Origin of the sequence: Pseudomonas sp. NFIX28 (assembly GCF_900107395.1) — a bacterium.
Taxonomy (GTDB): Bacteria; Pseudomonadota; Gammaproteobacteria; order Pseudomonadales; family Pseudomonadaceae; genus Aquipseudomonas.
The window spans coordinates 1-23,216 of record NZ_FNPW01000008.1; the positions used below are offsets into that span (position 1 = coordinate 1).

At 60.1% G+C, this 23,216-nt stretch carries 14 protein-coding genes and 1 pseudogene; 7 read left to right on the forward strand and 8 right to left on the reverse strand.

Annotated elements, in window-relative coordinates:
• The 4 genes and pseudogenes from BLV20_RS31550 to BLV20_RS16395 all read left to right on the forward strand — a co-directional run.
• Positions 1 to 11,809: hemagglutinin repeat-containing protein (locus tag BLV20_RS31550; protein ID WP_177345377.1), on the forward strand; the 11,809-nt coding region annotated here is incomplete at its 5' end.
• Complete coding sequence (locus tag BLV20_RS16390) at positions 11,809 to 12,294, forward strand: hypothetical protein (RefSeq protein WP_092303183.1); 486 nt, start codon at positions 11,809 to 11,811, stop codon at positions 12,292 to 12,294. The genes BLV20_RS31550 and BLV20_RS16390, both read left to right, overlap by 1 nt.
• A gap of 506 nt (positions 12,295 to 12,800) precedes the next feature.
• A complete protein-coding gene (locus BLV20_RS31030; protein ID WP_175540218.1) occupies positions 12,801 to 13,130 on the forward strand; it encodes a DUF6911 family protein in 330 nt (109 codons plus the stop codon).
• Positions 13,131 to 13,216: 86 nt separating this feature from the next.
• Positions 13,217 to 13,516 (forward strand): annotated as a pseudogene (locus BLV20_RS16395) (hypothetical protein); the annotation flags it as partial.
• Between the two features lie 161 nt (positions 13,517 to 13,677).
• Here BLV20_RS16395 and BLV20_RS16400 read toward each other — a convergent pair.
• The 5 genes from BLV20_RS16400 to BLV20_RS16420 form a co-directional block, all read right to left on the reverse strand.
• Positions 13,678 to 14,625: an AraC family transcriptional regulator gene (locus tag BLV20_RS16400; protein ID WP_092303185.1), complete on the reverse strand. Its 948-nt coding sequence runs from the start codon at positions 14,623 to 14,625 to the stop codon at positions 13,678 to 13,680.
• 126 nt (positions 14,626 to 14,751) lie between these two features.
• Positions 14,752 to 15,489 (reverse strand): DUF899 domain-containing protein, encoded by a 738-nt coding sequence (locus tag BLV20_RS16405; RefSeq protein ID WP_092303187.1) that lies wholly within the window; start codon positions 15,487 to 15,489, stop codon positions 14,752 to 14,754.
• A gap of 196 nt (positions 15,490 to 15,685) precedes the next feature.
• Positions 15,686 to 16,555 (reverse strand): DUF6279 family lipoprotein, encoded by an 870-nt coding sequence (locus tag BLV20_RS16410; protein WP_092303189.1) that lies wholly within the window; start codon positions 16,553 to 16,555, stop codon positions 15,686 to 15,688.
• Between the two features lie 79 nt (positions 16,556 to 16,634).
• Complete coding sequence (locus BLV20_RS16415) at positions 16,635 to 17,348, reverse strand: TorF family putative porin (RefSeq protein WP_092303191.1); 714 nt, start codon at positions 17,346 to 17,348, stop codon at positions 16,635 to 16,637.
• Between the two features lie 202 nt (positions 17,349 to 17,550).
• On the reverse strand, positions 17,551 to 17,739 hold the full coding sequence (locus BLV20_RS16420; RefSeq protein WP_016702300.1) for a hypothetical protein: 189 nt from the start codon (positions 17,737 to 17,739) through the stop codon (positions 17,551 to 17,553).
• A 350-nt stretch (positions 17,740 to 18,089) separates the two neighbouring features.
• On the opposite strand from BLV20_RS16420, the gene BLV20_RS16425 reads away from it, so the two are divergent.
• The 3 genes from BLV20_RS16425 (at position 18,090) to BLV20_RS31765 (ending at position 20,439) form a co-directional block, all read left to right on the forward strand.
• Positions 18,090 to 18,926, forward strand: a complete 837-nt coding sequence (locus BLV20_RS16425; RefSeq protein ID WP_092303193.1) for a CvfB family protein — start codon at positions 18,090 to 18,092, stop codon at positions 18,924 to 18,926.
• A gap of 156 nt (positions 18,927 to 19,082) precedes the next feature.
• Entirely contained in the window at positions 19,083 to 20,006 is a 924-nt protein-coding gene (locus tag BLV20_RS16430) for a DMT family transporter (RefSeq protein WP_092303195.1), read from the forward strand.
• 304 nt (positions 20,007 to 20,310) lie between these two features.
• Positions 20,311 to 20,439, forward strand: coding sequence for a PA1414 family protein (locus BLV20_RS31765; RefSeq protein ID WP_009042667.1), 129 nt, complete (start codon positions 20,311 to 20,313; stop codon positions 20,437 to 20,439).
• Positions 20,440 to 20,623: 184 nt separating this feature from the next.
• On the opposite strand, the gene BLV20_RS16435 is transcribed toward BLV20_RS31765, so the two are convergent.
• The 3 genes from BLV20_RS16435 to BLV20_RS16445 all read right to left on the reverse strand — a co-directional run bounded on the left by BLV20_RS16435 (position 20,624) and on the right by BLV20_RS16445 (position 23,140).
• Positions 20,624 to 20,875, reverse strand: a complete 252-nt coding sequence (locus BLV20_RS16435; RefSeq protein ID WP_092303197.1) for a phosphopantetheine-containing protein — start codon at positions 20,873 to 20,875, stop codon at positions 20,624 to 20,626.
• Between the two features lie 75 nt (positions 20,876 to 20,950).
• Positions 20,951 to 21,676 carry an MBL fold metallo-hydrolase gene (locus tag BLV20_RS16440; RefSeq protein ID WP_092303199.1) on the reverse strand — a complete coding sequence of 242 codons (726 nt, stop codon included), beginning with the start codon at positions 21,674 to 21,676 and terminating at the stop codon, positions 20,951 to 20,953.
• A gap of 84 nt (positions 21,677 to 21,760) precedes the next feature.
• Entirely contained in the window at positions 21,761 to 23,140 is a 1,380-nt protein-coding gene (locus BLV20_RS16445) for a sodium:solute symporter family protein (RefSeq protein ID WP_092303201.1), read from the reverse strand.
• Positions 23,141 to 23,216: the final 76 nt, after the last annotated feature.

A 23,216-nucleotide genomic window follows, 5' to 3' on the forward strand; every position in this document is an offset into this window, starting at 1 on the left:
CCAGGGCGACCTGAACAACCAACACAACCTCGCCGCCCGCGACAGCATCAGCCTCAGCGCCGGCGGCCGGCTGAGCAACAACGCCATCATCGAAGCCGGGGTCAACGCCGACAACAGCCGCAATACCGACGGCGACGTCAGCCTGAGCGCGCAGACCCTCGATAACCGCGGCAAGAGCGTGGTCGCCAGCCGCCACCTGACGGTCAACGCGGCGCAAACCCTGAACAACCAGGGCGGGACCTTGAGTGCGGGGCAGAGCGCCAATATCAATGCCGCGACGCTGGATAACCAGAGCAAGGGGCGGGTTTTGAGTGGCGGAAGCCTCCATTTGACAGCCAGTCAGGTGCTCAATGGCCAGGGCCTGATCAGCGGCGACGGCGACCTCAGCGCCACGTTGGGCCATCTGAATAACCACGAGGGCGAAGTCTCCAGCGCCGGCATCACCACCCTGACGGCCAGCAGCCTGGACAACCGCACCGGTCAGGTCAGCGGTGACGTGGCGTTGAACATCGGCTTGATCGGCGCCCTGAACAACCAGGGCGGCGTGCTGGGTTCCGGCAAGCGAGTGAGCATCAGCGCCGCCAGCCTGGATAACCGCCATGCAGGCAGTCTGGCCAGCGATGGCAGCCTGACCACGCGGATCGCGGGTCTGTTCGATAACCAGAACGCAGGAGACCTGGGCGCCAAGGGCGTGGTGGACCTGCAGGCCGGCACTCTCGACAACCGTGGCGGCAGCCTGACCGGCAAGGATCGCCTGACCCTGGACACGGCTTCGCTGGACAACCGCGGGGGCAAGGTACGCGCCGACAAGGACCTGCAACTCGATGTCGGCCAGCTCGACAATCGCGAGAAAGGTGTGATCACCAGTCAGGCAGGGATCGGCCTGACCGGTACCCGCCTGGACAACCGTGGCGGCTTGCTCAGCGCCGTCGGCCCAGTGACGCTGAAGGCTCAGAACGTGCAAAACGCCCTGGGGCGGATCGCCAGCCAGGACGATGTACAGGCGACCGTCGACAGCCTCCAGCAGCAGGGCGGCACCCTGGTGGCGCAAGGCAACCTGACGTTGATCGGCAGTGTTCTCGACAACCGTGACGACGGCCTGGTCGCGGCGACAAAAGCGTTGAAACTCGAGGTTCAGGGCATCGACAACCGTGCCGGAAAACTGTCCAGCGGAATTAACACTGAGGTTGACGGCCAGCAGCTCGACAACAGCGCCGGCGGCAGAGTCCTGGCCGGCAGCGATCTGGAGCTGAAGGTTGCCCATCTTATCAATCAGAGCAAGGGGCTGATCCAGGGCAAGGGTTCCTCGACGCTGAACAGCCAGAGCCTCGATAACACCGATGGCGAGATCGACAGCCGCAACGGGCTGGAGATCACCCTGGCCGGTGGGCTCGACAACACCCGCGGGCTGGTCCGCAGCAACCGCACACTGACGCTGGTCACCAGCAAACTGACGAACACCGCCGGCCGTATTGAGAGCGTGGAAGACCTGTCGGTCACCAGCCGTGGCGAACTGCTTAATCAAGGTGGCTCCATCAAGTCCGAGAAGGGCTTGACTGCCGCCAGTGGCGATCTCGATAACAGCCACAATGGCCTGCTGTCCGGCAAGCAGGCCACGCAAATCACCGCGACGATTCTCAACAACAGCCAGGGCGGACGCCTGCGCAGTGAAAGCAGCCTTGGCCTGATCGCCACCCAGGTCAATAACGCCGATGGCAGCATCAGCAGCGCACAGGACCTCACGGCCAGCGTGACCGGGCTCGATCAGCAACATGGGGAGCTGTTCAGCGAAGCCGCCCTGAGCCTGGACCTGAACAACGGACAGCTCAATAACCAGGGGGGCTACATCCATGCGCCGGGAGCCCTGCTGCTCAAGAACCTGAAGGGTGTCGACAACCGAAAGGGTGAGATTTCCAGCGCCCGGGCTTTCAGCCTGGAAGCGCAAAGCCTGGAAAACAACGGCGCCAAGCTGATCAGTGGCCAGGGGCTGACACTGCGCATCGCCGAGGCCCTGAACAACATAAAGGGCCTGGTCAGCGCCAGTTCCCTCGACAGCCACAGCGTCAGCCTGGACAACACTGATGGCGTGCTCAGCACGACCGGCAATCTGGACCTGAAGGTCGATACGGTTTTCGCTAACCAGCGCGGCACTGTTGTTGCCGACGGCGCGTTGTTGCTCACTGCTGCCAGCCTGGACAACCGCGCCGCCGATATCTCCGGCAAACAGGATGTGACCGCCCGGATCGGCACCCTGGACAACCAGGACGGCAAGTTGATTGCCACTGGCGTGCTGGACCTGACGGGGGCGAGCCTCGATAACCGTCAAGGCGGTCTGGTAGGGGCTACAAAAGCGCTGAAACTCAAGGTCGATAGGCTCGACAACCGAGGCGGCGAGCTTTCTACCCAGGCCGGCCTGAGCCTGACAGGCAAGCACCTGGATAACAGCGACCAGGGCCTGGTCGAGGCCCATGACACACTGACGCTCAAGGTCGATGAGGTGATCAACCAGGCTGCTGGCTTGATCAATGCGCTGGCCGACCTGACGATCACGGGTGGGCGTATCGATAACCGCAGCGGGAAAATCCAAAGCCAGCAAGGCCTGGACCTCATACTCAAGGGCGACCTGCAAAACAACCAAGGGCTGATCAATAGCCAAGCCACCCTTGATGTGGCCGCGGCAGCCCTGGATAACAGCGGCGGTCGTCTCATGAGCGCTGCTGCGCTGGAACTCGGCGTTCGTGGCGCCTTGAGCAACGTGGACGGCAAGCTGGTGAGCGAGGGCGGTGTGCAGTTGCGCAGCGCCAGCCTGGACAACAGCCACAAAGGCGTGATCAGCGGCAAGGGCGCGGTACAGGTCACGACCGGCGACTTCGATAACAGCCAGGCCGGCAGCCTTGACAGTGGCGACACCCTGGACCTGACGGCGGCAAAACTGACCAACGCGGCCGGGCGCATCGGCAGTGAAAAGGCACTGACCGCGAAGGTCAGCAGCCTTGAACAGCAGGGCGGCCAACTGTTCAGCAACACGCGCCTGAGCCTGGACCTGAACCATGGTCGGCTGAACAACCGGGACGGCTTCATTCACGCGCCGGGTGCGCTGCTGCTGAAAAATCTCAGTGACGTCGACAACCACAACGGCGAAATCTCCAGCGACACGACGTACGAACTCAACGCCAAGAGCCTGAACAACGACGACGGCAAGTTGCTCGGCAACCAGGCATTGACCTTGCGGGTCGAACAGGCGCTCAGCTCCATCAAGGGCAAGATCGGTGCCGCGGCGCTGGAGGTACAGGCCGCCAGCCTGGATAACAGTGCCGGCGAATTGACCAGCCGTTCGGGGCTGAAACTGACGGTACAGGGGCAACTGACCAATCAGGACCAGGGGCTGATCAATGCCATTAACGGCTTGAGCATCGCCAGTGGTGACTTGAACAACCGTCACGGTTCCGTGCTGGCGGGTGACTGGCTGAACCTGTCGGCCAAGGCGCTGAACAACACGGACAGCGGGCTGATCAACAGTAAAGGCGCGCTGGAGCTGACCGCGCACCAGTTGGACTCAAGCGATGCCGGTGAGGTGTCGGCCAAGGGCGACATGAACCTCAAGGTCACGGGGCTGACGCAGCGTGGCGGTCGCCTGTTGGGCGACGGCGCGGTGACCCTGGACCTGGCCAATGGCGATCTCGACAACCGCCTCGGCCGGCTGAATGCCAAAGGCTTGTTGAGCATCAAGCAACTGCAGGACCTGAAGAACCAGCAGGGGACATTGTCCAGTCGCCAAGGCTTCACGCTGACTGGCCGCACACTGGATAACACCCAAGGCAAGTTGATCAGTGAGGCGGCGCTGGGCGTCGTGTCCAGCCAGTTGCTGAATGAAAATGGCCTGGTATCGGGGATCAACGGCCTGACCGTCGAGACGGGGAGCCTGGATAACCGCAACCACGGGACGCTCTCCAGCAAGGCGGGCAACCTGGTCGTTGACGTCAGCGGCGCCCTGCTGAACAGCGGCGCCGGTGCCCTGGCCAGCAATGGCACGCTCAAGCTGAGCGCTGCGAGCCTGGACAACAGCGGCGAAGGGGTGGTCTCCAGTGTCGGCGGCCAGACGCTCACGATCGCCGGCCTGCTGAATAACGCGGGCGGCGGTCTGCTCGACAGCGGTGCCACCCTTGATCTCAAGGCGGCGACCTTGAATAACCAGGCCGGCAACCTCAGTGCGTTGCAAGCGGTCGATCTGCGCGCCGGCAGCCTGGACAACAGTGGCGGCAGCCTGGCGACAAAAGGTGCCCTGACCCTGGACGTGGCGGCCAGCCTGGACAACGTCCTGGGTACCATCAGCAGTGACGGGGCCTTGCTGCTCAAGCATGCGGCTCACGTCGATAACCGCGGCGGCAAACTGATCGGCCAGGATCTGTTGACCTTCAACGCCGACAGCCTGGACAACCGTGACCACGGCACCGTGGCAGCCAACCGGCAAGCCACGCTGGGTGTCGCGGGAGCTATCCAGAATGCTCAGGGCGGCTTGATTTACAGCCGCGATGCGGGCCTTGAACTGAAGGCTGCCAGCCTCGACAACAGCAAGGCCGCGGTGCAAAGCCAGAACGGACTGACGCTGAACATCAGTGGCGACTTCAACAACCAGGGCGGCAAGGTCATCGGTCAGGACGGCGCGGTCAGCATTACCGCGGCCAATGTCGACAACCGTGGCGGGGTGCTGTCGAGCCTCAAGGGAGCTCTTGAAACCCACATCAGTGGCGTGCTGCTCAACGGTTATGACCTGAATGACCAGCGCCAGCGTGGCGTGATCGAAGCCCAGCGCTTGAACCTACGTGCCTTGGCCGGGCTGAACAACAACGGGGGGCGCATTGCCGCGCGCCAGGGCGATGTCATCGTCAACACCGCCGGCTTCGATAACCGCAATGGCGGGCTTTACGCCAGCGGTCAGCTTGGCGTCACCGCGACTACGTTCGACAACGGCGGTGACAAGGGCGGGCAGGTCGCTGGCCAAGGGATCGATCTCGGCTTGAGCGGCGCCTTGAACAACCGCCTGGGGGTTATCGAGAGTGACACCTCGTTGCTCATTCGCGCGGCCAGTATCGACAACGCTCAGGGTCAGCTACGGGCCGCCGGGAGCGGCGGTAAGAGCCTGTTCCAGATCGGCGGCTTGCTGGACAACCGTAATGGCCGCATCGAAGTGGCCAGTGCCGACCTGGGCCTCAGCGCGACCAGCTTCCAGAATGCGGGCGGCACTCTGCTGCACTCCGGCAAGGGGCAATTCGATATCTCGATGGCGAACGTCAGCGGGGCGGGCGGCACCTTGGTCACACAAGGGGGGCTGACCCTCAATGCCGATTCGTGGAACAACACCAGCGTCATCCAGGCTGGACGCCTGAAAGTCAACATCAACAACTTCTACCAGAGTGCCAGCGGCCAGCTGCTGGCCTCCAACAGCTTCGACGGTGGTGGCGGCAACTGGACCAATGATGGCCTGATTGCCAGTGACGGCAGCCTGAACCTGCAACTGTCGGGCGTCTATGGTGGCAATGGGCGACTGACCAGCCTGGGCGACATGAGCTTTGGTGCCGCCCAGCTCGACCTGCCAGGCACCGCGACTATCGCCGGAGGCGGCAACACCTGGATCAATGTCGGCGGGGTGCTTACCAATCGCGGGCGCCTGAGTTCCGCCCAGGGGCTTACGGTCAATGCCGCGGCGATCAATAACCATGGTTCGCTCGGTAGCGCCGGGGCGCTGACTCTTAATACCGGGGCGCTGCTCAACTCCGGTGTCAGCGATGCCGAGCACAGCTCGATCTTCAGCGGCGGTGACATGCGGTTGTTGGGCAACACCTTCAACAATCGCTATGCCGACGTTTACAGCATGGGCAGCCTGCTGGTGGCGGCCAATGCCGGGCAGGCCCAGTCGAGCTTGCTGGAAAACCGCTCCGGCACGATCGAAAGCCTGGGTGACATGACCATTCGCGCCATGACCGTGAAGAACGTCATGGACATCCTTACCTACTCGGAGCACGAGAAGTACTACGCCAGCATCGTCGAGCTGCCGTGTGGCCCCTTTGGTGTATGCCATGTCAAGAAAAAGGGCAATCGGCGTAATGCGGTGTGGCAGCTCACCGAGCGCGATCGCCTGCAGGTGACGGCCAGTACGGCGGCCTCCAGCATCTCCAGCGGCGGGCAATTGAACATCGGTGCCCGGGACCTGAGCAACGAAAGCAGTTTTATCGCTTCTTCCGGCGACCTGGCGATCAATGCCGCCAGCATCAAGAACATGGGGGTGGTGCCCCAGGACATTGAAACGACCACCATCAAATACAACCATGTGTACGAGTACCAAGGCGCGGTCGCCGCGGTCGCGGCCTTCAATGCCAGAAATGGCACCAAGCCGTCTGCTACCTTCGAAGCCGACCTGGCGCGGTTCAATGCCCTGATGACCGGTACTCGAAAACTGGCGGGTGGTGGCACCAAGACTTTGGCAAGCAGCGACGGCAAGGCCTTCGACGCCATCATCCAGTCCGGCGCCAATGTCCAGCTCAACGCCTCGGAGAAGATCGACAACAGCGTAGTGCGCGGTTATTACGCCTATGTCGGCGGCGGCAAGAAGGTCGGCGATACCTCGGCGGGCAGCCAGTATTCGACACCGATCTACATCAACTCCCAATTGCCGCCGGATCTGGCCAAACAGCAGGTCAACCCCTTGGCTCTGCCAGGCTTCGTGTTGCCCGTCGGGCAACACGGTCTGTTCCGCCTGAGCAGCGAAGGGGCCGGCGACACCACGGCGACCCAGCGCAAACCGGCGCCGATGGACTGGAGCATGGGCAGCATCAGCCTGCGATTCGCCGAGCGCGAGCAGAACCTGGCCCAGAGTCAGGCGCGGACGCTCCAGGTCGGCCCAGTGGCCCCGGTAGCGGCGACCGAGCGCAAGCTGGCGCAGGTTGGCGCGGTGCAGCCTGGTGTCGATGCCAGTCTGCCGACGATTAGCGTCACGACCCCGACGGACAGTGGAGCGGCTCAGGGGGCGGTATACAGCCGCACCCCTGCGGAACAGGCGCAAGGCGCTATTGCGCGGGTCCAGGGCCTCCCGACGTTCGACAATCCCCCTCAAGCGCACAAATACCTGGTTGAAACCAACCCGGCGCTGACCAACCTGAAACAGTTCATGAGCTCGGACTACCTGCTGTCGAACCTGGGCTACAACCCCGACAACAGCTGGAAACGCCTGGGCGACGGGTTCTATGAGCAACGGCTGATCCAGCAGGCGGTAGTCGCCCGCACCGGCCAACGTTTCATCGATGGCCAGGACTCCGACGAGAAACTGTTCAAGTACCTGATGGATAACGCGCTGCAGAGCAAGCAGCAGCTCAACCTGGCGATCGGCACCTCGCTGACCTCCGAGCAGGTCGCGGCCCTGACCCACGACATCGTCTGGCTCGAATCGCATCAGGTGAATGGCGAGAACGTGCTGGTGCCGGTGCTGTACATGGCCCACGCCAACAACCGCCTGGCCGCCAACGGCGCGCTGATCGCCGGGCAGGACATCAGCCTGATCGCCGGCAAGGACCTGCTCAACGCCGGCACCCTGCGCGCCACCAACAACCTCTCGGCCAAGGCCGGCAACGACCTGGTCAATAGCGGGCTGATCGAAGCCGGCAATCGCCTGGACCTGCTGGCGGGCAACAACCTGGTGAACAAAGCGGGCGGCATCATCGCCGGCCGCGATGTGAGCCTGAGTGCGCTCAACGGCGACCTGATCAATGAACGCACGGTCACCAGCCACCAGAACAGCGGCGGCGATCTGCAACAACGGCGTGACTTCCTCGACAGCGCCGCACGTATCGAAGCCGCCAATGACCTGACGCTCAAGGCCGGTCGCGATTTCAATAACGCCGCTGGCGTACTGCAAGCGGCGCGTGACACCACCATCAACGCCGGCCGGGACGCTAACCTCACAGCTGTCGAGCAGCAGGACAACGAAACCCGCACCAACTACCTGCGCTCCAGCACCGCCCAGCACGGCTCGGTGCTCACCAGTGGTCGCGACCTGACGATCAACAGCGGCCGCGACCTGTCGGCCATCGCCAGCCAGATCGACGCCAAACGCAACCTCGCCATGGCCGCCGCCGGCAACCTGACGCTGGCCTCGGCGGCGGACGAACAGCACTCGTACTCCAGCTCCAAGAAGTACAAGGGCCAGTCTGACAAAGTCAGCCAGGTCTCCACGGCGGTGACCGCAGGTGGCAGCGTGGCACTGAGTGCCGGCAAGGATCTGGAGATGATTGCCAGTCGGGTGAGTGCGGGGGATGAGGCGTATCTGGTGGCCGGTGGCAACCTGGCGCTGGAGTCCGCGGAGGACAGCAACTACAGCTTCTACAGCAAGACCAAGAAGAGTTCGTCGGGCAAGAAGAGTCGGCTTGATGAGGTGGCTAGCACCACCAATATCGCCAGTTCTGTCACCTCGGGTAATAACAGCGTGTTGATCGCTGGCAACGACTTGTTGGTCAAAGGCAGCGAAGTCGCGGCAGACAAAGGCGCTGCCCGGCTGACGGCGGGTAATGACGTGCAAATCCTGGCCGTCAGCGACTCCAACAGTGCGCGCCACGAGAGCAGTAAAAGCAAAAGCAGCTGGGGCGGCCTGAAGGCCAGCAAGGTCCAGGACAAACTGGCGGAAACCCAGACCAAGGCGGTCGGCAGCATCATTTCCGGCAACACCGTGGACGTGGTTGCCAAGCACGATGCCACCGTCACCGGTTCCGCGCTGGTCAGCACCAAAGACCTGAGCGTTCAGGCCGGCAATGACCTGACCATCGATGCGGCTGAAAACACCTTCACCCGTAGCGAATTGCACAAGCAGAAGAGTCGCGACCTGACCGGCGTGCTCACGGCCAACAATCTGGGCGTGGACGACATCACCGGTAACCAACACCTGTCGATCAGCAGCGGTAATCACACCGGCAAGGCGGCGCAAACCACCTTGACGGGCAGTACGGTGGGTTCGAGCGAAGGCAATGTGAAGCTTGAAGCGGGGCGTGAGTTGAAGGTGGTGGCCAGTGATCTGGTCAGTACCAAGGATATGGCCCTTAAAGGTTCCAACGTCACCATTACCGCCGGTATGGAGAGCGCTAGCCAGAGCTCTACCGACAAGTCCAAGAGCCTTGCCGTGGGGCGTGTGATCGGCGGCATGGTTGTGGATACGGCCAGGAGTATTCGTGATGGGGTCAAGGCCGCAAAAGAGGCGGATGACCCGCGCCTAAAGGCCGTGAAGTTGGCCCAGGTCGCCATGGATGCCTACAACCTTGGCGGGTACGCCTCGGATGCCAATGGTCAGCGTTCCGGTTTCAAAGACAAGCAAGGTGGTACGGCCAGCAACGGTTCGTTGATCAAGATCGGTACTGAGCTTGCCAACACCCGCAGCAAGAGCACCAGCGAATACACCAGTGAAACCGCCAAGCAAAGCACGCTGAATGTGGGTAAAGAACTGTCTGTCGTGGCAACGGGTAAGGCAGCAGATACCCAGGGCGATATCCATGTGGTGGGCAGCGACCTGAAGGCGGGCAGTACCACGCTGGTGGCCAAAAACGACATCACCCTGGAAAGTGCGCAGAACACCACTGAGCGAAAAAACGACAGTAAAAACAACAAAACCAGCATCGGTGCCAGCTTCAACATCGGTGAGCAAAACGGTTTCACGCTGGACCTGGGGGCGCAGATTGCCAAGGGCATGGGTTCGGGCAGCTCGGTCACTCAGGTCAACAGCACGTTGGAAACCGGTGCACTAGTCCTGAACAGCGGTAAGGACACGACCCTGGCCGGTGCCCAGGTATATGCCGACAGCATCAAGGCAAATATCGGTGGCGACCTCGACATTACGTCGCGCCAGGACACCGACACACAGAAGAGCAAACAAAGCAGCGGCGGTTTTGGGGCCAGCATTTGTGTACCACCGTTCTGTTACGGTTCCACCGTTACTGCTTCTGGCAGCGTGTCTGCCGGTTCCATGAACAGTGATTACAAGGCTGTTACCGATCAGTCGGGACTGTACGCGGGCAAGGGCGGCTACACGATTGATGTCGGCAAGAACACCACGCTGCAAGGAGCGGTCATTGCGAGCGAGGCCAGTGCTGACAAGAACCTGCTCATTACGGATCGTCTGTTAGCCAGCGATATCAAGAACACCAGCGAAATCAAAAGCACATCGGCCAGCGTCAGTGTTTCCAGTGGCTCGGGAGGCACGGCGCTGGGGGCTCCAATGGGCATGGCGCTCAGCGAGTCGGACCATAGCCGGACTCGATCGGCGGTCAGCGAAGGCACGATTATCGTGCGCAACCCTGAGGGCGCCAATGACCTGGTTGGCCTCAATCGCGACACGGCCAATGCCAACAAGAAACTCGACAAACCCGATGAAAAGGCCATGCGCGAGCGTATGGACCTGATCACCAGTTCGGTGGCGCTGGCGCAAAGCATTGGCAATACCATCGCTACAGACAAAATCCGCGAGGCAGAAGATGCCAATAGCGACACGGCGAAAACGGCGCGGCAAAAACTGTTGGACAAGGGCATTGCCAATCCGACAACCGAGCAGGTAAAGCAGCAGGTCCAGCAAGATTACGGCGTGGGCAGTAGCTTCCAGCGCACCACCCAGGCGGTGACGGCCATCGTGCAGGGAATTGCAGGTGGGAATATCGGAGCAGCCGTCGCGGGGGCCTCGGCGCCGTATCTGGCACGGACCGTGAAGGAGATGACCGAGGGCGATACCGCCGCGAACCTCATGGCTCACGCAGTGTTGGGCGCAGTGCTGGCCAGGGCCGGCGGTAATTCGGCACTGGCAGGGGCAGGCGGCGCTGTAGCCGCTGAGGTCACGGCGAAGTTGATTCGCAGCCAGCTGTATGGCGGTGTCAGCAACGAAGAGCTGACGCCGGAGCAGAAGCAAACGATTTCCGTATTGTCGACATTGGCGGCGGGTATTGCGGGTTCTGCTGTGGGCAAGGACGCGCTGAATGCGGTGGCGGCGGCTCAGGTTGGGAAGAATGCGGTTGAGAACAACCTGCTGAGCTCGAAAAATGTCATGGACCTTCGGACTGAGCTCGTTGAAGCGAATAAGAAGGGCGAGTCGACAGAGGCCATCTGGGAGAAATATAAAAATCTGAGTGCTGAGCAGCGGGCAGAGATGTTGGCTGGCTGCGCAGGCACGGGAGGTTTTTGTACCCTGTCTTACCAGTCTGAAGCTGAAGGTGGAATACAGATTGCCGATGGTGTAAGTAGCTTGCGCTGGCTTTTTGGTCTGTCAAAAGAAGACGCTGCACGCCTGAACCAATTTGTCACTGCTGAAAATCAGAATGACATGGGGTTGTTGTACAACTCGTTGCCGGCCTGGGAGAAAGCGGCTTTAATCGGAAAAGAGCTGCTCAGCGCTTCAGGTACTTCGATAGGGCGTGATAAAACCTCCATTGCTTCAATAGTCGGGAAGACTAAGGGTACTGGAGCGTCAGGAACCCAAGCTGCGGGTACTCAAGCAACTGGTGCAAAAGGCATAATTAAGGCGAGTGAAACCATTGGTCAGCCAGTAGAGGCTGTGATAGGTGGGCGTAAGCGCCTGTTGCGGGTTGATATCGAACCTAATGGTAAGCTCCAAATACAGTCGGGGGGTGGGAAAGAGTCGATCGTAGACTTCAGGCCGGACCTATCCAAACCATTGGCTCCACAGATTAATACAGCATTCAAACGACTACCTCAGTCAGCAAGAGACCAGTTGATCAGAAATGCTGAGAAAGGTCTAAAACGGTTACAAGAAACAGGAAATATGTAATGAGTAGTAGATACGCTGTTGTTTTGGGACCGGGATCTATCTTACCTGACAGAGGGTTCTTGATCAGTCAGGCTTGGGGTGATGTACCTGTCTCTTATGTCCAGGATCATGAAATTTTCAATGAGTGCAGATTTCTCGACTTGAAAATCAATAAATGGGAGCTCAATAGTCAGTGGAGTAATAAACAGGATAGCGAGCCCTGGATAAGGATTGAAATACTTAAAGAGCAAGTGCTTGAGGAGTATTTGCAGAATGAAGGCTGTCCTTTGTCTGTAGAGGTTGCACGCGAAACTCTCATGATTTTTGACCTGGACGAAGGAGGGACTGCGGTGGACGACATGTTATTGCTGCGTCTGGTGTCAGTTTTTTATGACCGCTTCAGGGTCTACAAATGGTCTGAGCGTATTGAGGAAATGAGCGCAAATACCATTGCCTCTCTACCGTCACGAGACACCGTTCGTGAGCGACTGTTCAAGTGTGAGTAGACGCAAAAGGTATTTCTCTCAAGGTGACAGCAGAGAGCCACATTGGCGGAGAGACTTTCAAAGATGTTAACCAGACTGCTCGGCCTAGCTCTCAAACAGATCCAAGCAAACCTACTCTAATTGCGGATAGGGTTGCAGATAAAACTGCAGCTAAACCAGGGAAACAATACCCGAATGGAAATATGAAAGATGCACACGCAGAAGTTGGGGTAATTCAGCAAGCGTATGATTCTGGTAAACTGTGGGTACAGATATGTCTATGACTGTTACTGGAAGAGATGTCTGCGGCTTGCAAGGGGGACGCTGCTGCAGATGCGGAAAAGGCTGGTTTGAAGTCTCTTACTGTTCAGACTGTAAATGATAAAACGGGGCTCCCCAAAACGTATCACTGGAGTCCAGGAATGAAATCTCTTAAGGAGAAAAAATAATGAAGTTGGGAGGGTATATCGTTGGCACCGAATCCGGGCGCCTACAGATTCCGATTGTTTCTAATTCGTCGCCTTTCGATGTTGAAGCTGTCATCAGTCAGCTTCAATGTCGAGATGGTGTTGTTTGTTTGTTTGTTTGTAAATCCTGCACCGGATTACGGTCCATATGAATTAAACCTATATGCCGACTCAAGCAATTTTTTTCTTATGCTTAATAAGTATCTTGAAGGTGGTGATCCCGAAACTGAAGTGATTGATAATCCCCGGGCAGGGGATGAAATGATTGATATATTGGGCGACCGTTATCCAGCGAAAGCCGTGACAAAGAATATTGAATTAATATATTTTTGCTTTAAAAAATTCTTGAGGTTGGGTGATTTGTGTTCGGAGTCCCTTAGGGTTGATTAGGTTTTGTACGCAAAGTCGGCGCAAGTAGAATCTCCGCCATGACAGGCTGGAGGCCTGCATGGCAAGGCGTTACAGGGTTATGATGCCAGTACTGCGACCGCGACCGGATGCAGCCGGTAATCCTTGCGCGCACCGTGAAGGGCAAACCTAAGCCAGGGTTTCCCAGGCTTTTTGACCATCCGATATACCGACAGCGGAATATCATTGTGCGGATGTTTGGCTGGTTGAAGGGGAGTCGAAGGTTCGGTACTCGCTACGATAAGTTGGCCAGGAGTGAAGCGGTCATGACTGGAACTTTGGTAGATATTCTTTTTTCTGTGGGATCTGGCTGTAGGCTTTATCCAATTCGCCCTCCTGAGCTAGTTCATATTGTAGTGGTCAACTAATCCCGGACACGACGGCGATATCACCTACATTTGGGCGCAAGGAAAGTGGCATTACCTGGCTGTCGTACTGGATCTTTGTGCACGTCGGATCGTGGGGTGGGCGCTGTCGGAAAAGCCAGACGCAGGCTGCCCCATATCGTTTCGCCCAAGCCCAACTCGTCTTACAACGCCTTCACCGGAATACAGATCTCACACTCCAGTTCCCCCGTCTTCATGTCGTATTTCGCGTCCACCGGATAGCGCTCGAACGCCGGTCGGGCGTCGAATTGCATGCCGCTCTTGGGCAGCCAGTCGCGGCACAGTTCGGTCCAGGCGTCGGCGATGTCGGGGCCTTTGCCTTGGTAGTGGGCGATGGCGTAGAGGCCGCCGAGCAGGGTGGTGGTGACGGCGGGGGAGCTGGCCTTGAAGTCGGCGGGGACTTCGACGCAGGCGTCGTAGCGGCATTTTTCAGGTGGCGTGACGTACGGGTCGTCGTGGCCGATGCCGTAGCGCACGCGGCCCGACAGGCCGTTTTCGCTCATCCAGGGTGCGACGGTTTCGCGCCAGAAGGTGCCGATGCCCGGCCCGTAGGGGCCAATGTAGCGCAGGTAGGCGACGTGCACTGGTGGCAGTTCCTTGAGGGTGACCTTCATCGTGAGTTCCTTCAGGTGAATGAAGGCGTCAGGATCGTCGAAAGCCGGGATGTGTGTCTGATCAGGATTGCTCAATTCCCGCAGGCGACGTTCGCGGATGTCGCTGAGGCGGCGGTGCCAGCGTTTGGGTTCGGTGCTGCGCCAGGTGCTTGGGGTGACCGAAAAATGCTGCTTGAAGGCCCGTGAGAAAGCTTCGCCGGAGCTGAAGCCGACTTCCAGCGCTACCTCCAGAATGCTCATTTCTGGATGGCTGGCCAGCTGATAGGCGGCGCAGGCCAGGCGGCGTCGGCGCAGGTAGTCGCCCAGTGTTTCGCCGACCCAGGCGGTGAACAGGCGATGAAAGTGAAAGGGCGAAAAATGCGCGACCTGCGCGAGTTGTGCCAGCTCCAGCGGCTGGTCCAGGTGTTGGTCGATATGCTCCAGCACCCGGATCATGCGTTGGGTGTATTCGTGGAGGCTGTGATGGGCAGGGGTCATGCAGGCAAGTTTAGCCGGGGCCTTGCCACGAGTCTGCGGCGGCGGGTTTTTTCCGCCGGCCGGATGGGGATCGCGAGCAAACTCGGTCCCTGAGGCGCAAGTTTGCTCGCGATTGCGCTCTATCGCTCAGGACTCGCCATGGCAGCAACTGGCGCCTGGCTTGTCGTCATAACGGTCATGGTGCCTGACCCATCCCATGATCTGTTCTTCGTTGCGCCCCTTGGGCGTCAGGTCCAGGTAGTTGTAGGCGCCTACCAGCAGGTCCAGGCCGCGGGCGTAGGTGGAGTAGGTGTGGAAGATTTCACCGGCTTCATTGCGGTAGAACACGCTGAGGCCGGGCAGCTCTTCTTCGGCGCCGTCGGTTTTTTCGTAGTTGTAGGTGGCGGTGCCGGCGGCGACCTCGTCGGGCCGCAGGCTGACCCCGAAGTCGTAATTGAAGTCACAGCCGACGGATGAAACCCAGTCGAACTTCCAGCCCATGCGCCGCTTGAACGCCTGGAATTCGGCGAACGGTGCATGGGACACCGCCACCAGCGCGACGTCGTGATGGGCCAGATGCTGGTTGGCGCCGTCGATATGATCGGCAAGGAAAGAGCAGCCCGGGCAACCTTCGTCCCAGCCTTCGGCAAACATGAAGTGGTAGATCACCAGCTGGCTGTGATCGCCGAACAGATCGGCCAGGCTCAGCTCGCCATGGGGGCCCTGGAAGCGGTAGGGCTTGTCGACTTTCACCCAGGGCAGCGCGCGCCGCTCGGCGCTTAGTTGGTCGCGCTGGTGGGTGAACGCCTTTTCGTGAATCAGGTGCTGCTTGCGGGCCTGTATCCATTGTTCCCGGGATACGACCGGATGATCGTTGAGGTGCATGATGTCTTCTCCTGCGACAAGTGGCGCGGCGACAGTGCCTACACAGGCTAGTCGTTTCGCCCGCGGGCAGATCGACAGCCGCCGGACGGTTCCGCCCAACGGTCAGGCCGATGAGCTGAGGGGCGATGCCTGCTTGGCGATGGTTGCGAGCGGTTAAGAGCCTGCGCAGGCAAGCGCCCTGGCGGCAAAAAAATGCTTATTCCTGGCGTGCCGTATGCATGCAGTCCAATGCTTCGAACTCATCGCGCACGTTCTGCAACTTGTTGTGCAGGTGTTCGCGCTGGGCTGGCGTGCTGCTGGCCATCACGTCCACCAGCAGACTGCGCGCCGCCTGTTCGCTGTTGGCAGAGGCCTGGCGATAGGCCGGTGTCCAGAAGCTTTCGCGATCGACCAGCAGGCGCTCGATGCGTTTGCCGAAATCGCTGCTCTGGCGTTGCTCCAGCGCGGCACTGAACTGCGCCTGCCAATTGGCGCGGTTGGCGAGCCAGAGCTGGTTCTGCTCGCCCAGGGATTTTGACCAGTCCAGCACCCGCCGGGCCTGGTCAGGCGTGAGCGGCCCCAGCCAGGTGGTTAGGCGTTTGTCCATGCGTTCGGCGCGCCGTGCGATCTGTTGTTCCAGCGGCGGCTTGAGGTATTTGCTCCGGCGTTCGCGCATGTCCTTGGCAAAGGCTTCCTTCATTTGCGCCACCTGACCATCGTCCAGCCCTTGCAGCAGCTCGATGGCCGACGGTGCAATGGCACGCGCGGTCTGGGCGATGGCTTGCTTGGCTTCCCGGGTACGCTCCTGCAGCGCGGCATCGTTGACCTGATCGCGGAGCACCATCTGCTGCAGGCGCTCCAGCCAGTCAAGGTAGCCGGGCAATTGCGTGCTGCAATGCCAGCTCAGGTGTTCCTTGAGGCGTTCGTTGAACCAGCTTTTCTGCTTGCGGTTCATTTCCAGGTAGTCGTTGAGCGTCCAGGGAATGATCACATCGAGGTTGCGATAAGCCAGGCCGACACGGTTACAGGCGGTCAGCACCAGGCTTAACAGCAATAGGAGGGTGAGGTGCTGCAACCGACGCGACATGGCAAGTCCTTGCGAAGGCCCGGGTTTTCAAGACGGGTTTTCTCATCTGAACCCGGAAAACCTCCCGCAGTTCAGCCGCTCAATAAAACGCATGCTCGGCCTTGAAGGTGAGCAGACTGTCGCATTGCGCGTTATGTCCAGAATAGGCCGAACAATCGCTGCCGTTGAGATTGGAGTCGCTGTAGATCAGCTTCAGGTCGATGCCCATCCAGGGGCGGGAGAGCTTGACCGACCAGTCGTTGAAGCTGCCGACGTAGCCGTTGCTTACCGATACCGGGTTGCCCAACTGATGAGTGGTGTACTTGAGGCTGACGCCGATGCCGAAGGGCTGGTTGCCGCCCAGGTCGGCGAACAGGGTGCTGTTGCGCTTGTCCGGGTCCTGGCTGAAGGCGGCGCCGAAGCGGCTGCCCAGGAGTGTCAGGCCGCCGTAGAACTCCTGGCTGTTCTGCGGGGCCAGCTGCGGGTAGCTGTACTGGATCATCCCCACTTCATAGCCCAGGGTCTGATCGAAGGGGCGCTTGAAGCCCAGGTAGGAATCCACTTCCAGGTCGCTCTCGCCCAGGCCCATGCTCGGCGACCATTGGCCGATGTACCAGCCGCTGTCGTGGGTCAGGTCCAGGCCGCCGTGGAACGAGCCGGTGGCCGACGGCTTGACCAGGCCCTGGGCCATGCTGCGGCTGGGCGTGCTGCTGAGCTTGAGGTCGAAGTCGCCCAGTTCGCGCTGGAAGATCTGCCCGTGCGCCAGGGGGCTGGCAAGGAGGCTGGCAAGCAGCAAAAGGGAGGGTTTAAACATGCTTCACTCCATGAAACGCGAGGAGCAGGAACCGCGGAACCTACTGAAACGTCCAATCCAGACGTGAAAAGGATACCGGCGAAACCTCGGGGATGAGGGCCGTTCGTCGATTTTTAGCAGAGGGGGACAGGTGGTGGGGCTGGACTCTAGTCCTAGCGCCTTGAGACTCAAAGCGCTTAGGGACCAGGAGGTGTAGCGGGGATTACTTCTTGCCCAGGCTGATCTGCTTGGACGGGCCGAAAGTCTGGCCGCTGACGCCTTTGGCAATTTGCTGGATCTCGCCACCGGATTTCAGGAAAGCAGCAATCTGATCGTTGATCGATTCGCTGGTTTCAACGGCTGGAGCTGGCTTTGCTTTGCTGTTGGATGCTTTTACACGCATGGCGGCCATTAACCTTTGGAAAATTAATTTGGCCAGCCATCATACATGAAATGCTTGACAATTGCTTGATAAATATCCTTTGGAAATAACAGCGGAAAAACTCCCGCTCGATCCTAAGTTGATCTCGGGAATATCTCCATAAGCTGCTGTTTTAAATAAGGACACTGCAAAAAACGGACGCCTGTACGGGCGCGTGCCGGGAAAAGTCGGTAGCGGACCGTCTGACGGACGGAGCCGATGGCTGGCGCAAAGCCATAAAAATCAAGGCATTCAGCAAATATCAGGGCTATCCGGCGACTCGGGCGAACCCGGCCCGGAAAACCGGGTAGAATGCCGCCCACGCAATGAGGGTATTGGAAATGGCTTTAGTCGGGCGCTACAACAGTTTGCAAGTGGTTAAACACACTAACTTCGGTTTATATCTGGACGGCGGGGCGGACGGCGAAATATTGCTGCCCAATCGTTATATTCCCAAGGACATTCCCAGTGAAGATGAAGACTGGTTGAATGTTTTTGTTTATCTGGATAGTGCCGACAAGTTAATTGCAACTACCGAAAAACCAAAAGTTCAAGTCGGTGAGTTCGCCAGTCTTAAAGTCGTGGAAGTTAACAGTATCGGTGTATTCCTCGACTGGGGCCTGCCCAAGGACTTGCTGCTGCCTTATTCCGAGGAAAAGCGCCAACTGACCGCCGGCGAATATTGCGTGGTGCATGTCTACCTCGACAAACACACCCGGCGCATCACCGCCACGGCGCGCCTGGACCGCTACCTGGACAAGGCTCCGGTGACCTACAAGGTCGGCCAGGAAGTTGACCTGCTGGTGGCCGAGAGCACCGACATGGGCTTCAAGGCGATCATCAACAACAAGCATTGGGGCCTGATCCACAAGAACGAAGTGTTCAAGTTCTTGCGCCCGGGCAAACAGGAAAAAGGCTTCATCAAAGAGATCCGCGCCGACGGCAAGATCAGCCTCAGCCTGCAACCAGTGGGCGAAGAACTGGCCAGCAGCTTGAACGCCAAGATCCTCGCCAAGTTGCGCGAAAACAACGGCACCCTGCCGGTCAGCGACAAGAGCGATCCAACAGTGATCAGCAGTTTGTTCGGGGTCAGCAAGGGCAACTTCAAGAAGGCCATCGGCGCCTTGTACAAGAATGGCCAGATCGTTATTCATGCCGACCGCATTGAACTGACCTGAGTATTTCGTTCTCTCGAAGCTCTTTTTCGGGCGTTTTTTTCTGTCCGTTTGGTTGATAATCGACAGCACATTCATTCTTCGCCCCGGAGCGCTTCCGGGGCTTTGTCGTTTCTGTCGAGTAACTGCCATGTCCATGAAACTGCCCGAGGGGCTGCGGTGAGCATCGAACGGCGCAACGCCGACGGCTTCGCGCTGCAAGTGATGTTGGGGCTGTGCCTGATCTGGGGCGTGCAGCAGGTGATGATCAAATGGGCCGCGGCGGATATCGCGCCGGTGATGCAGGCGGCCGCGCGCTCGGGCATTTCGGCGCTGCTGGTGGCCCTGCTGATGTGCTGGAAGGGCGGCTGGTCGCAGATCGGCAGCACCTGGCGCGGCGGCCTGCTGGCCGGCAGCCTGTTCGGCCTGGAGTTCCTGTTTATCGCCGAGGGGCTCAAGCTCACCAGCGCCGCGCACATGTCGGTGTTTCTCTACACCGCGCCGATTTTTACCGCGCTGGGGGTGAACTGGCTGCTGCCCAGCGAACGCCTCAGGCCCCTGCAATGGCTGGGGATCCTGCTGGCGTTCATCGGCATCGGCGTGGCTTTTGCCGGCGGCATCTCGCTGGACAGCCTGGACACGCGCATGTTGCTCGGCGACGCCCTCGGCGTGCTGGCCGGCCTGGCCTGGGGCGCGACCACGGTGGTGGTGCGTGCATCGCGCCTGTCCGAGGCGCCGGCGACCCTGACCCTGTTCTATCAGCTGATTGTCGGTTTTGTCGGCCTGCTGCTGATCGCCGCGCTGAGCGGCCAGGCCACCCATGTCAGCCTGACTCCGGTAGCGGTGGCCAGCGTGCTTTTCCAGGGGCTGGTGGTGTCCTTTTTCAGCTACCTGACCTGGTTCTGGCTGCTGCGCCGTTACCTGGCCGCCAACCTGGCGGTGTTTTCCTTTATGACGCCGCTGTTCGGCGTCACCTTCGGGGTCCTGTTGCTGGACGAACCTCTGAGCCTCAACTTCGTGATCGGCGCGGTGCTGGTGTTGCTGGGCATCACTTTCGTCAGCGCCGAACAATGGTTGCGCCGGCGGATTCGCAGCCTGTTGTAGCGGCAGGTCCAGGCGATGGCATGGCATTGCCGGGCAACCGGCAGTCTGCCGCACTACCTGGCCGATATGACGCAGGGGCATGCTCGGCGTTGATCTTGATGCCTGGATCGAGCTGCAACAGGCGAGCCAGACCGACCGACGGCCAGCGCCGCGGATGCAGGGCCGAAACGGGCCGGCAGATTCGGATCAATCCGGTAACAGATCATTGCTATCCGGGGGGAGCACTGCGCCAAACTTAGCGCTATTATCAGAGCTAAGCGGCTCAAGAACCCAGCCGCTAGGCACGACCCTTAAGGGGGGCACTATGAAAGAGAAACTGCAAAACTGGCTTCATGACCTCGGGGTCGCACTGGGGCTGATCGAGCCGCCATTGCAGCCGGTGCCAATTCGCACAGACGACGAACAACGGCGTCGGCAACAGCGCCGCCGTTAATTATCGACTCGGGAGTGGGGCAGGCTTTTCAGCCTGCTCCCGTCACTTTTCGGCCGCGCGTGGGCAGGTTCGCTCGCGAATGGTCGTAGCCTTCTGCTTCACACCCGCAATTCAACCACTCATCACCCACTCGCGGCGCCCGATGCCGTGAAATCCAGGGCCGTGAAATCCACTGCCGTAACTTCTAGTGCCGTGAAATCTTCAGTAGAAACCGGCTCAAGTCATTGGCGCTGTTCGCCGCCTTGAGCATCTGGTCTTCTTCGTGGGTAAAGGCGGTCAGTCCAAATTCATCTTCCAGGTGGAAGATCAAATCCTCGATATCCTGCTTGTCCAACCCCAGCTCCTGCAGGCTCGCATCGTCGGAAAACCCATCATTGCCCTCCAGCAGGCGGCTGATGAAGTCGTGCACGACTTGGCGAACTTCGGCTCTTTTCATCTTGGCTCTTTGCAGGCGGAGGGGCGGGCGCGCGGGCTGCGAAACGGGCGTATTTGTGGGCAGTACAGCACAGCTTCATGGGTGCCGACGGATCCAATCCTCGATCATCGTGCGCAGCTGCGCGCCGGAAAAACTGCCGAAATGGCCACCGTGCACGGTACGCACCGGCAACTCGTACAAGCGTCTGAGGCTGGCGGCGTAGTCCTCCAGGTTGGAATGGTAGGCGTCTTCGACCAGCGGGCCGTCGTAGATGATGTCGCCGCTGAACAAAATGCCGCTGGCCGGCTCCCAAAGGCTGATTCCCCCGGGGGAGTGGCCGGGCGTATGTAGCACCTGGAGGGTGCGGTCGCCCAGGTCGAGCACGTCGCCTTCCTCGATCAGGCGCGTGGCCGGGGCGGCCTTGACCCGATATTCGGCGTAGCACAGCGGGCAATCCGGGTGGGCCTCGAACATCGCGTCGCCGACACAGGCGGCAGACAAGGTATTGGCGCCATCGGGCGCGGCGAGGATTTGCGCCTCGGCCGGGTGCACCAGGCGTTCGGCGAATTCGTGATGGCCGGCGATATGGTCGAAATGGCAATGGCTGGCCACCGCCAGCAACGGCCGTTCGGTGAGCCAGGGCAACTGCTCGCGCAAGCTGACCAGGCCGGAGCCGCTGTCCAGCAGCAGGTCCTTGTCGCGGCCCTGGATATGCCACAGGTTGCAGCGGTAGAACGGGCGGATATAAGGCTCGTGAATCAGCCGAACCCCGTCGCTCAGGGGTTTGACTTCGAACCAGCGGTCGCGGCTGACAATCTTCATCGGCTTTGCTCCAGGCGAAAAAAAACGGGTGCAGCCACCGACGCTGCACCCGCCGAAGAAAAATGTACGGCGTCTGACCTGAGGTTAGATCGCGTTGGCCAGGGATGCCGGGCGACGAGACAACAGGCTTACCGCCACGAAGCTGACCAGGCTGATCGCCAGGCTGTAGTAGATCGGGGTGTTGGCGTCCAGGCCGTCCTTGAACATGAACACCAGCGCGGTGATGAAGCCCAGGCCCATGCTGACGATGGCGCCGGTGGTGGTGGCGCGTTTCCAGAAGATCGCGCCGATCAGCGGGATCAGCATGCCGCCCACCAGCAGGTTATAGGCCAGGGTCAGGGCGCTGATCACGTCGTTGACCACCAGGGCGATGCCCAGGACCACGATGCCGGTCAGCAGGGTGAACAGGCGGTTGATCCCCAGGCTCGACTGCTTGCCGCCACGCAGCTTGGGCAACAGGTCTTCGGTCAGGGTGGTGGAGGCGGCCAGCAGGCCGGCGCTGGCGGTGGACATCATGGCGGCCAGGGCCGCGGCGATCACCAGGCCACGGATGCCGTCCGGCAGCGAGGCTTTGACGATGGCGGCGAAGGCGTTGTTGACGTTGTCCAGGTCCGGCAGCAAGACATGCGCGGCCATGCCGATCAGGGCGCAGGCCAGGCCGTAGAGGATGCAGTAGAAGCCGGCGACGGTGCCGGCGTATTGCGCGACTTTTTCGGTCTTGGCGGTGAACACCCGTTGCCAGATGTCCTGGCCGATCAGGATGCCGAAGAAGTAGATCATGAAGTAGGTGACGATGGTGTCCCAGCCGATGGCGGTGAAGCTGAAGCTGGATGCCGGCAGCTTGGCCACCAGCTCATCCCAGCCGCCGACGCGGTACAGGCAGATCGGTAGCAGGATGAACATCAGGCCGACGGTCTTGATCACGAACTGGACGATGTCGGTCAGGGTCAGCGACCACATGCCGCCGATCGCCGAATAGATCACCACCACGCCGCCGCCCAGCAGCACCGAGATCCAGAACGGCAGGCCGAACAGCACTTGCAGCACGGTGCCGATGGCGAGGATCGAGGTCACGCCGATCATCAGCGCGTAGGCCAGCATGATCACCGCGCTGGCCTGGCGGGCCATCGGGTTGTAGCGCTTTTCCAGGACCTGGGTAACGGTGAAGATCCGCAGCTTGAGCAGCGGTTTGGCCAGCAGCAGGTTGAGGGCGATGATGCCCGCGCCCAGCGCGGCGCACAGCCAGAAACCGGAAATGCCGTGGACATAGCCCAGGCGCACGGTGCCGACGGTGGAAGCTCCGCCCAGCACGGTGGCGGCCATGGTGCCCATGTACAGGGTAGGGCCCAGGTTGCGGCCGGCGACCAGGTAATCCTCATGGGTCTTGGCCTTGCGCATGCCGTAATAGCCGAGCACCAGCATGCCGGCGGCGTAGATGAGTACGACGAATAGATCTAAAGCCATGGTGGCGTGTCTCCGATTGTCTTTCTTATAGAGGCTTGCTGTAGGAGCGAGGCTTGTCGCGATCAAGGCGACGGGG

Coding starts and splice junctions, on each gene's coding strand:
- BLV20_RS16420 (WP_016702300.1), bottom strand. CDS start 17,739: ATGGCCGCCATGCGTGTAAAAGCATCCAACAGCAAAGCAAAGCCAGCT.
- BLV20_RS16415 (WP_092303191.1), bottom strand. CDS start 17,348: ATGTTTAAACCCTCCCTTTTGCTGCTTGCCAGCCTCCTTGCCAGCCCC.
- BLV20_RS16445 (WP_092303201.1), bottom strand. CDS start 23,140: ATGGCTTTAGATCTATTCGTCGTACTCATCTACGCCGCCGGCATGCTG.
- BLV20_RS16425 (WP_092303193.1), top strand. CDS start 18,090: ATGGCTTTAGTCGGGCGCTACAACAGTTTGCAAGTGGTTAAACACACT.
- BLV20_RS31765 (WP_009042667.1), top strand. CDS start 20,311: ATGAAAGAGAAACTGCAAAACTGGCTTCATGACCTCGGGGTCGCACTG.
- BLV20_RS16405 (WP_092303187.1), bottom strand. CDS start 15,489: ATGCACCTCAACGATCATCCGGTCGTATCCCGGGAACAATGGATACAG.
- BLV20_RS31030 (WP_175540218.1), top strand. CDS start 12,801: ATGTTGAAGCTGTCATCAGTCAGCTTCAATGTCGAGATGGTGTTGTTT.
- BLV20_RS16435 (WP_092303197.1), bottom strand. CDS start 20,875: ATGAAAAGAGCCGAAGTTCGCCAAGTCGTGCACGACTTCATCAGCCGC.
- BLV20_RS16400 (WP_092303185.1), bottom strand. CDS start 14,625: ATGACCCCTGCCCATCACAGCCTCCACGAATACACCCAACGCATGATC.
- BLV20_RS16410 (WP_092303189.1), bottom strand. CDS start 16,555: ATGTCGCGTCGGTTGCAGCACCTCACCCTCCTATTGCTGTTAAGCCTG.
- BLV20_RS16390 (WP_092303183.1), top strand. CDS start 11,809: ATGAGTAGTAGATACGCTGTTGTTTTGGGACCGGGATCTATCTTACCT.
- BLV20_RS16440 (WP_092303199.1), bottom strand. CDS start 21,676: ATGAAGATTGTCAGCCGCGACCGCTGGTTCGAAGTCAAACCCCTGAGC.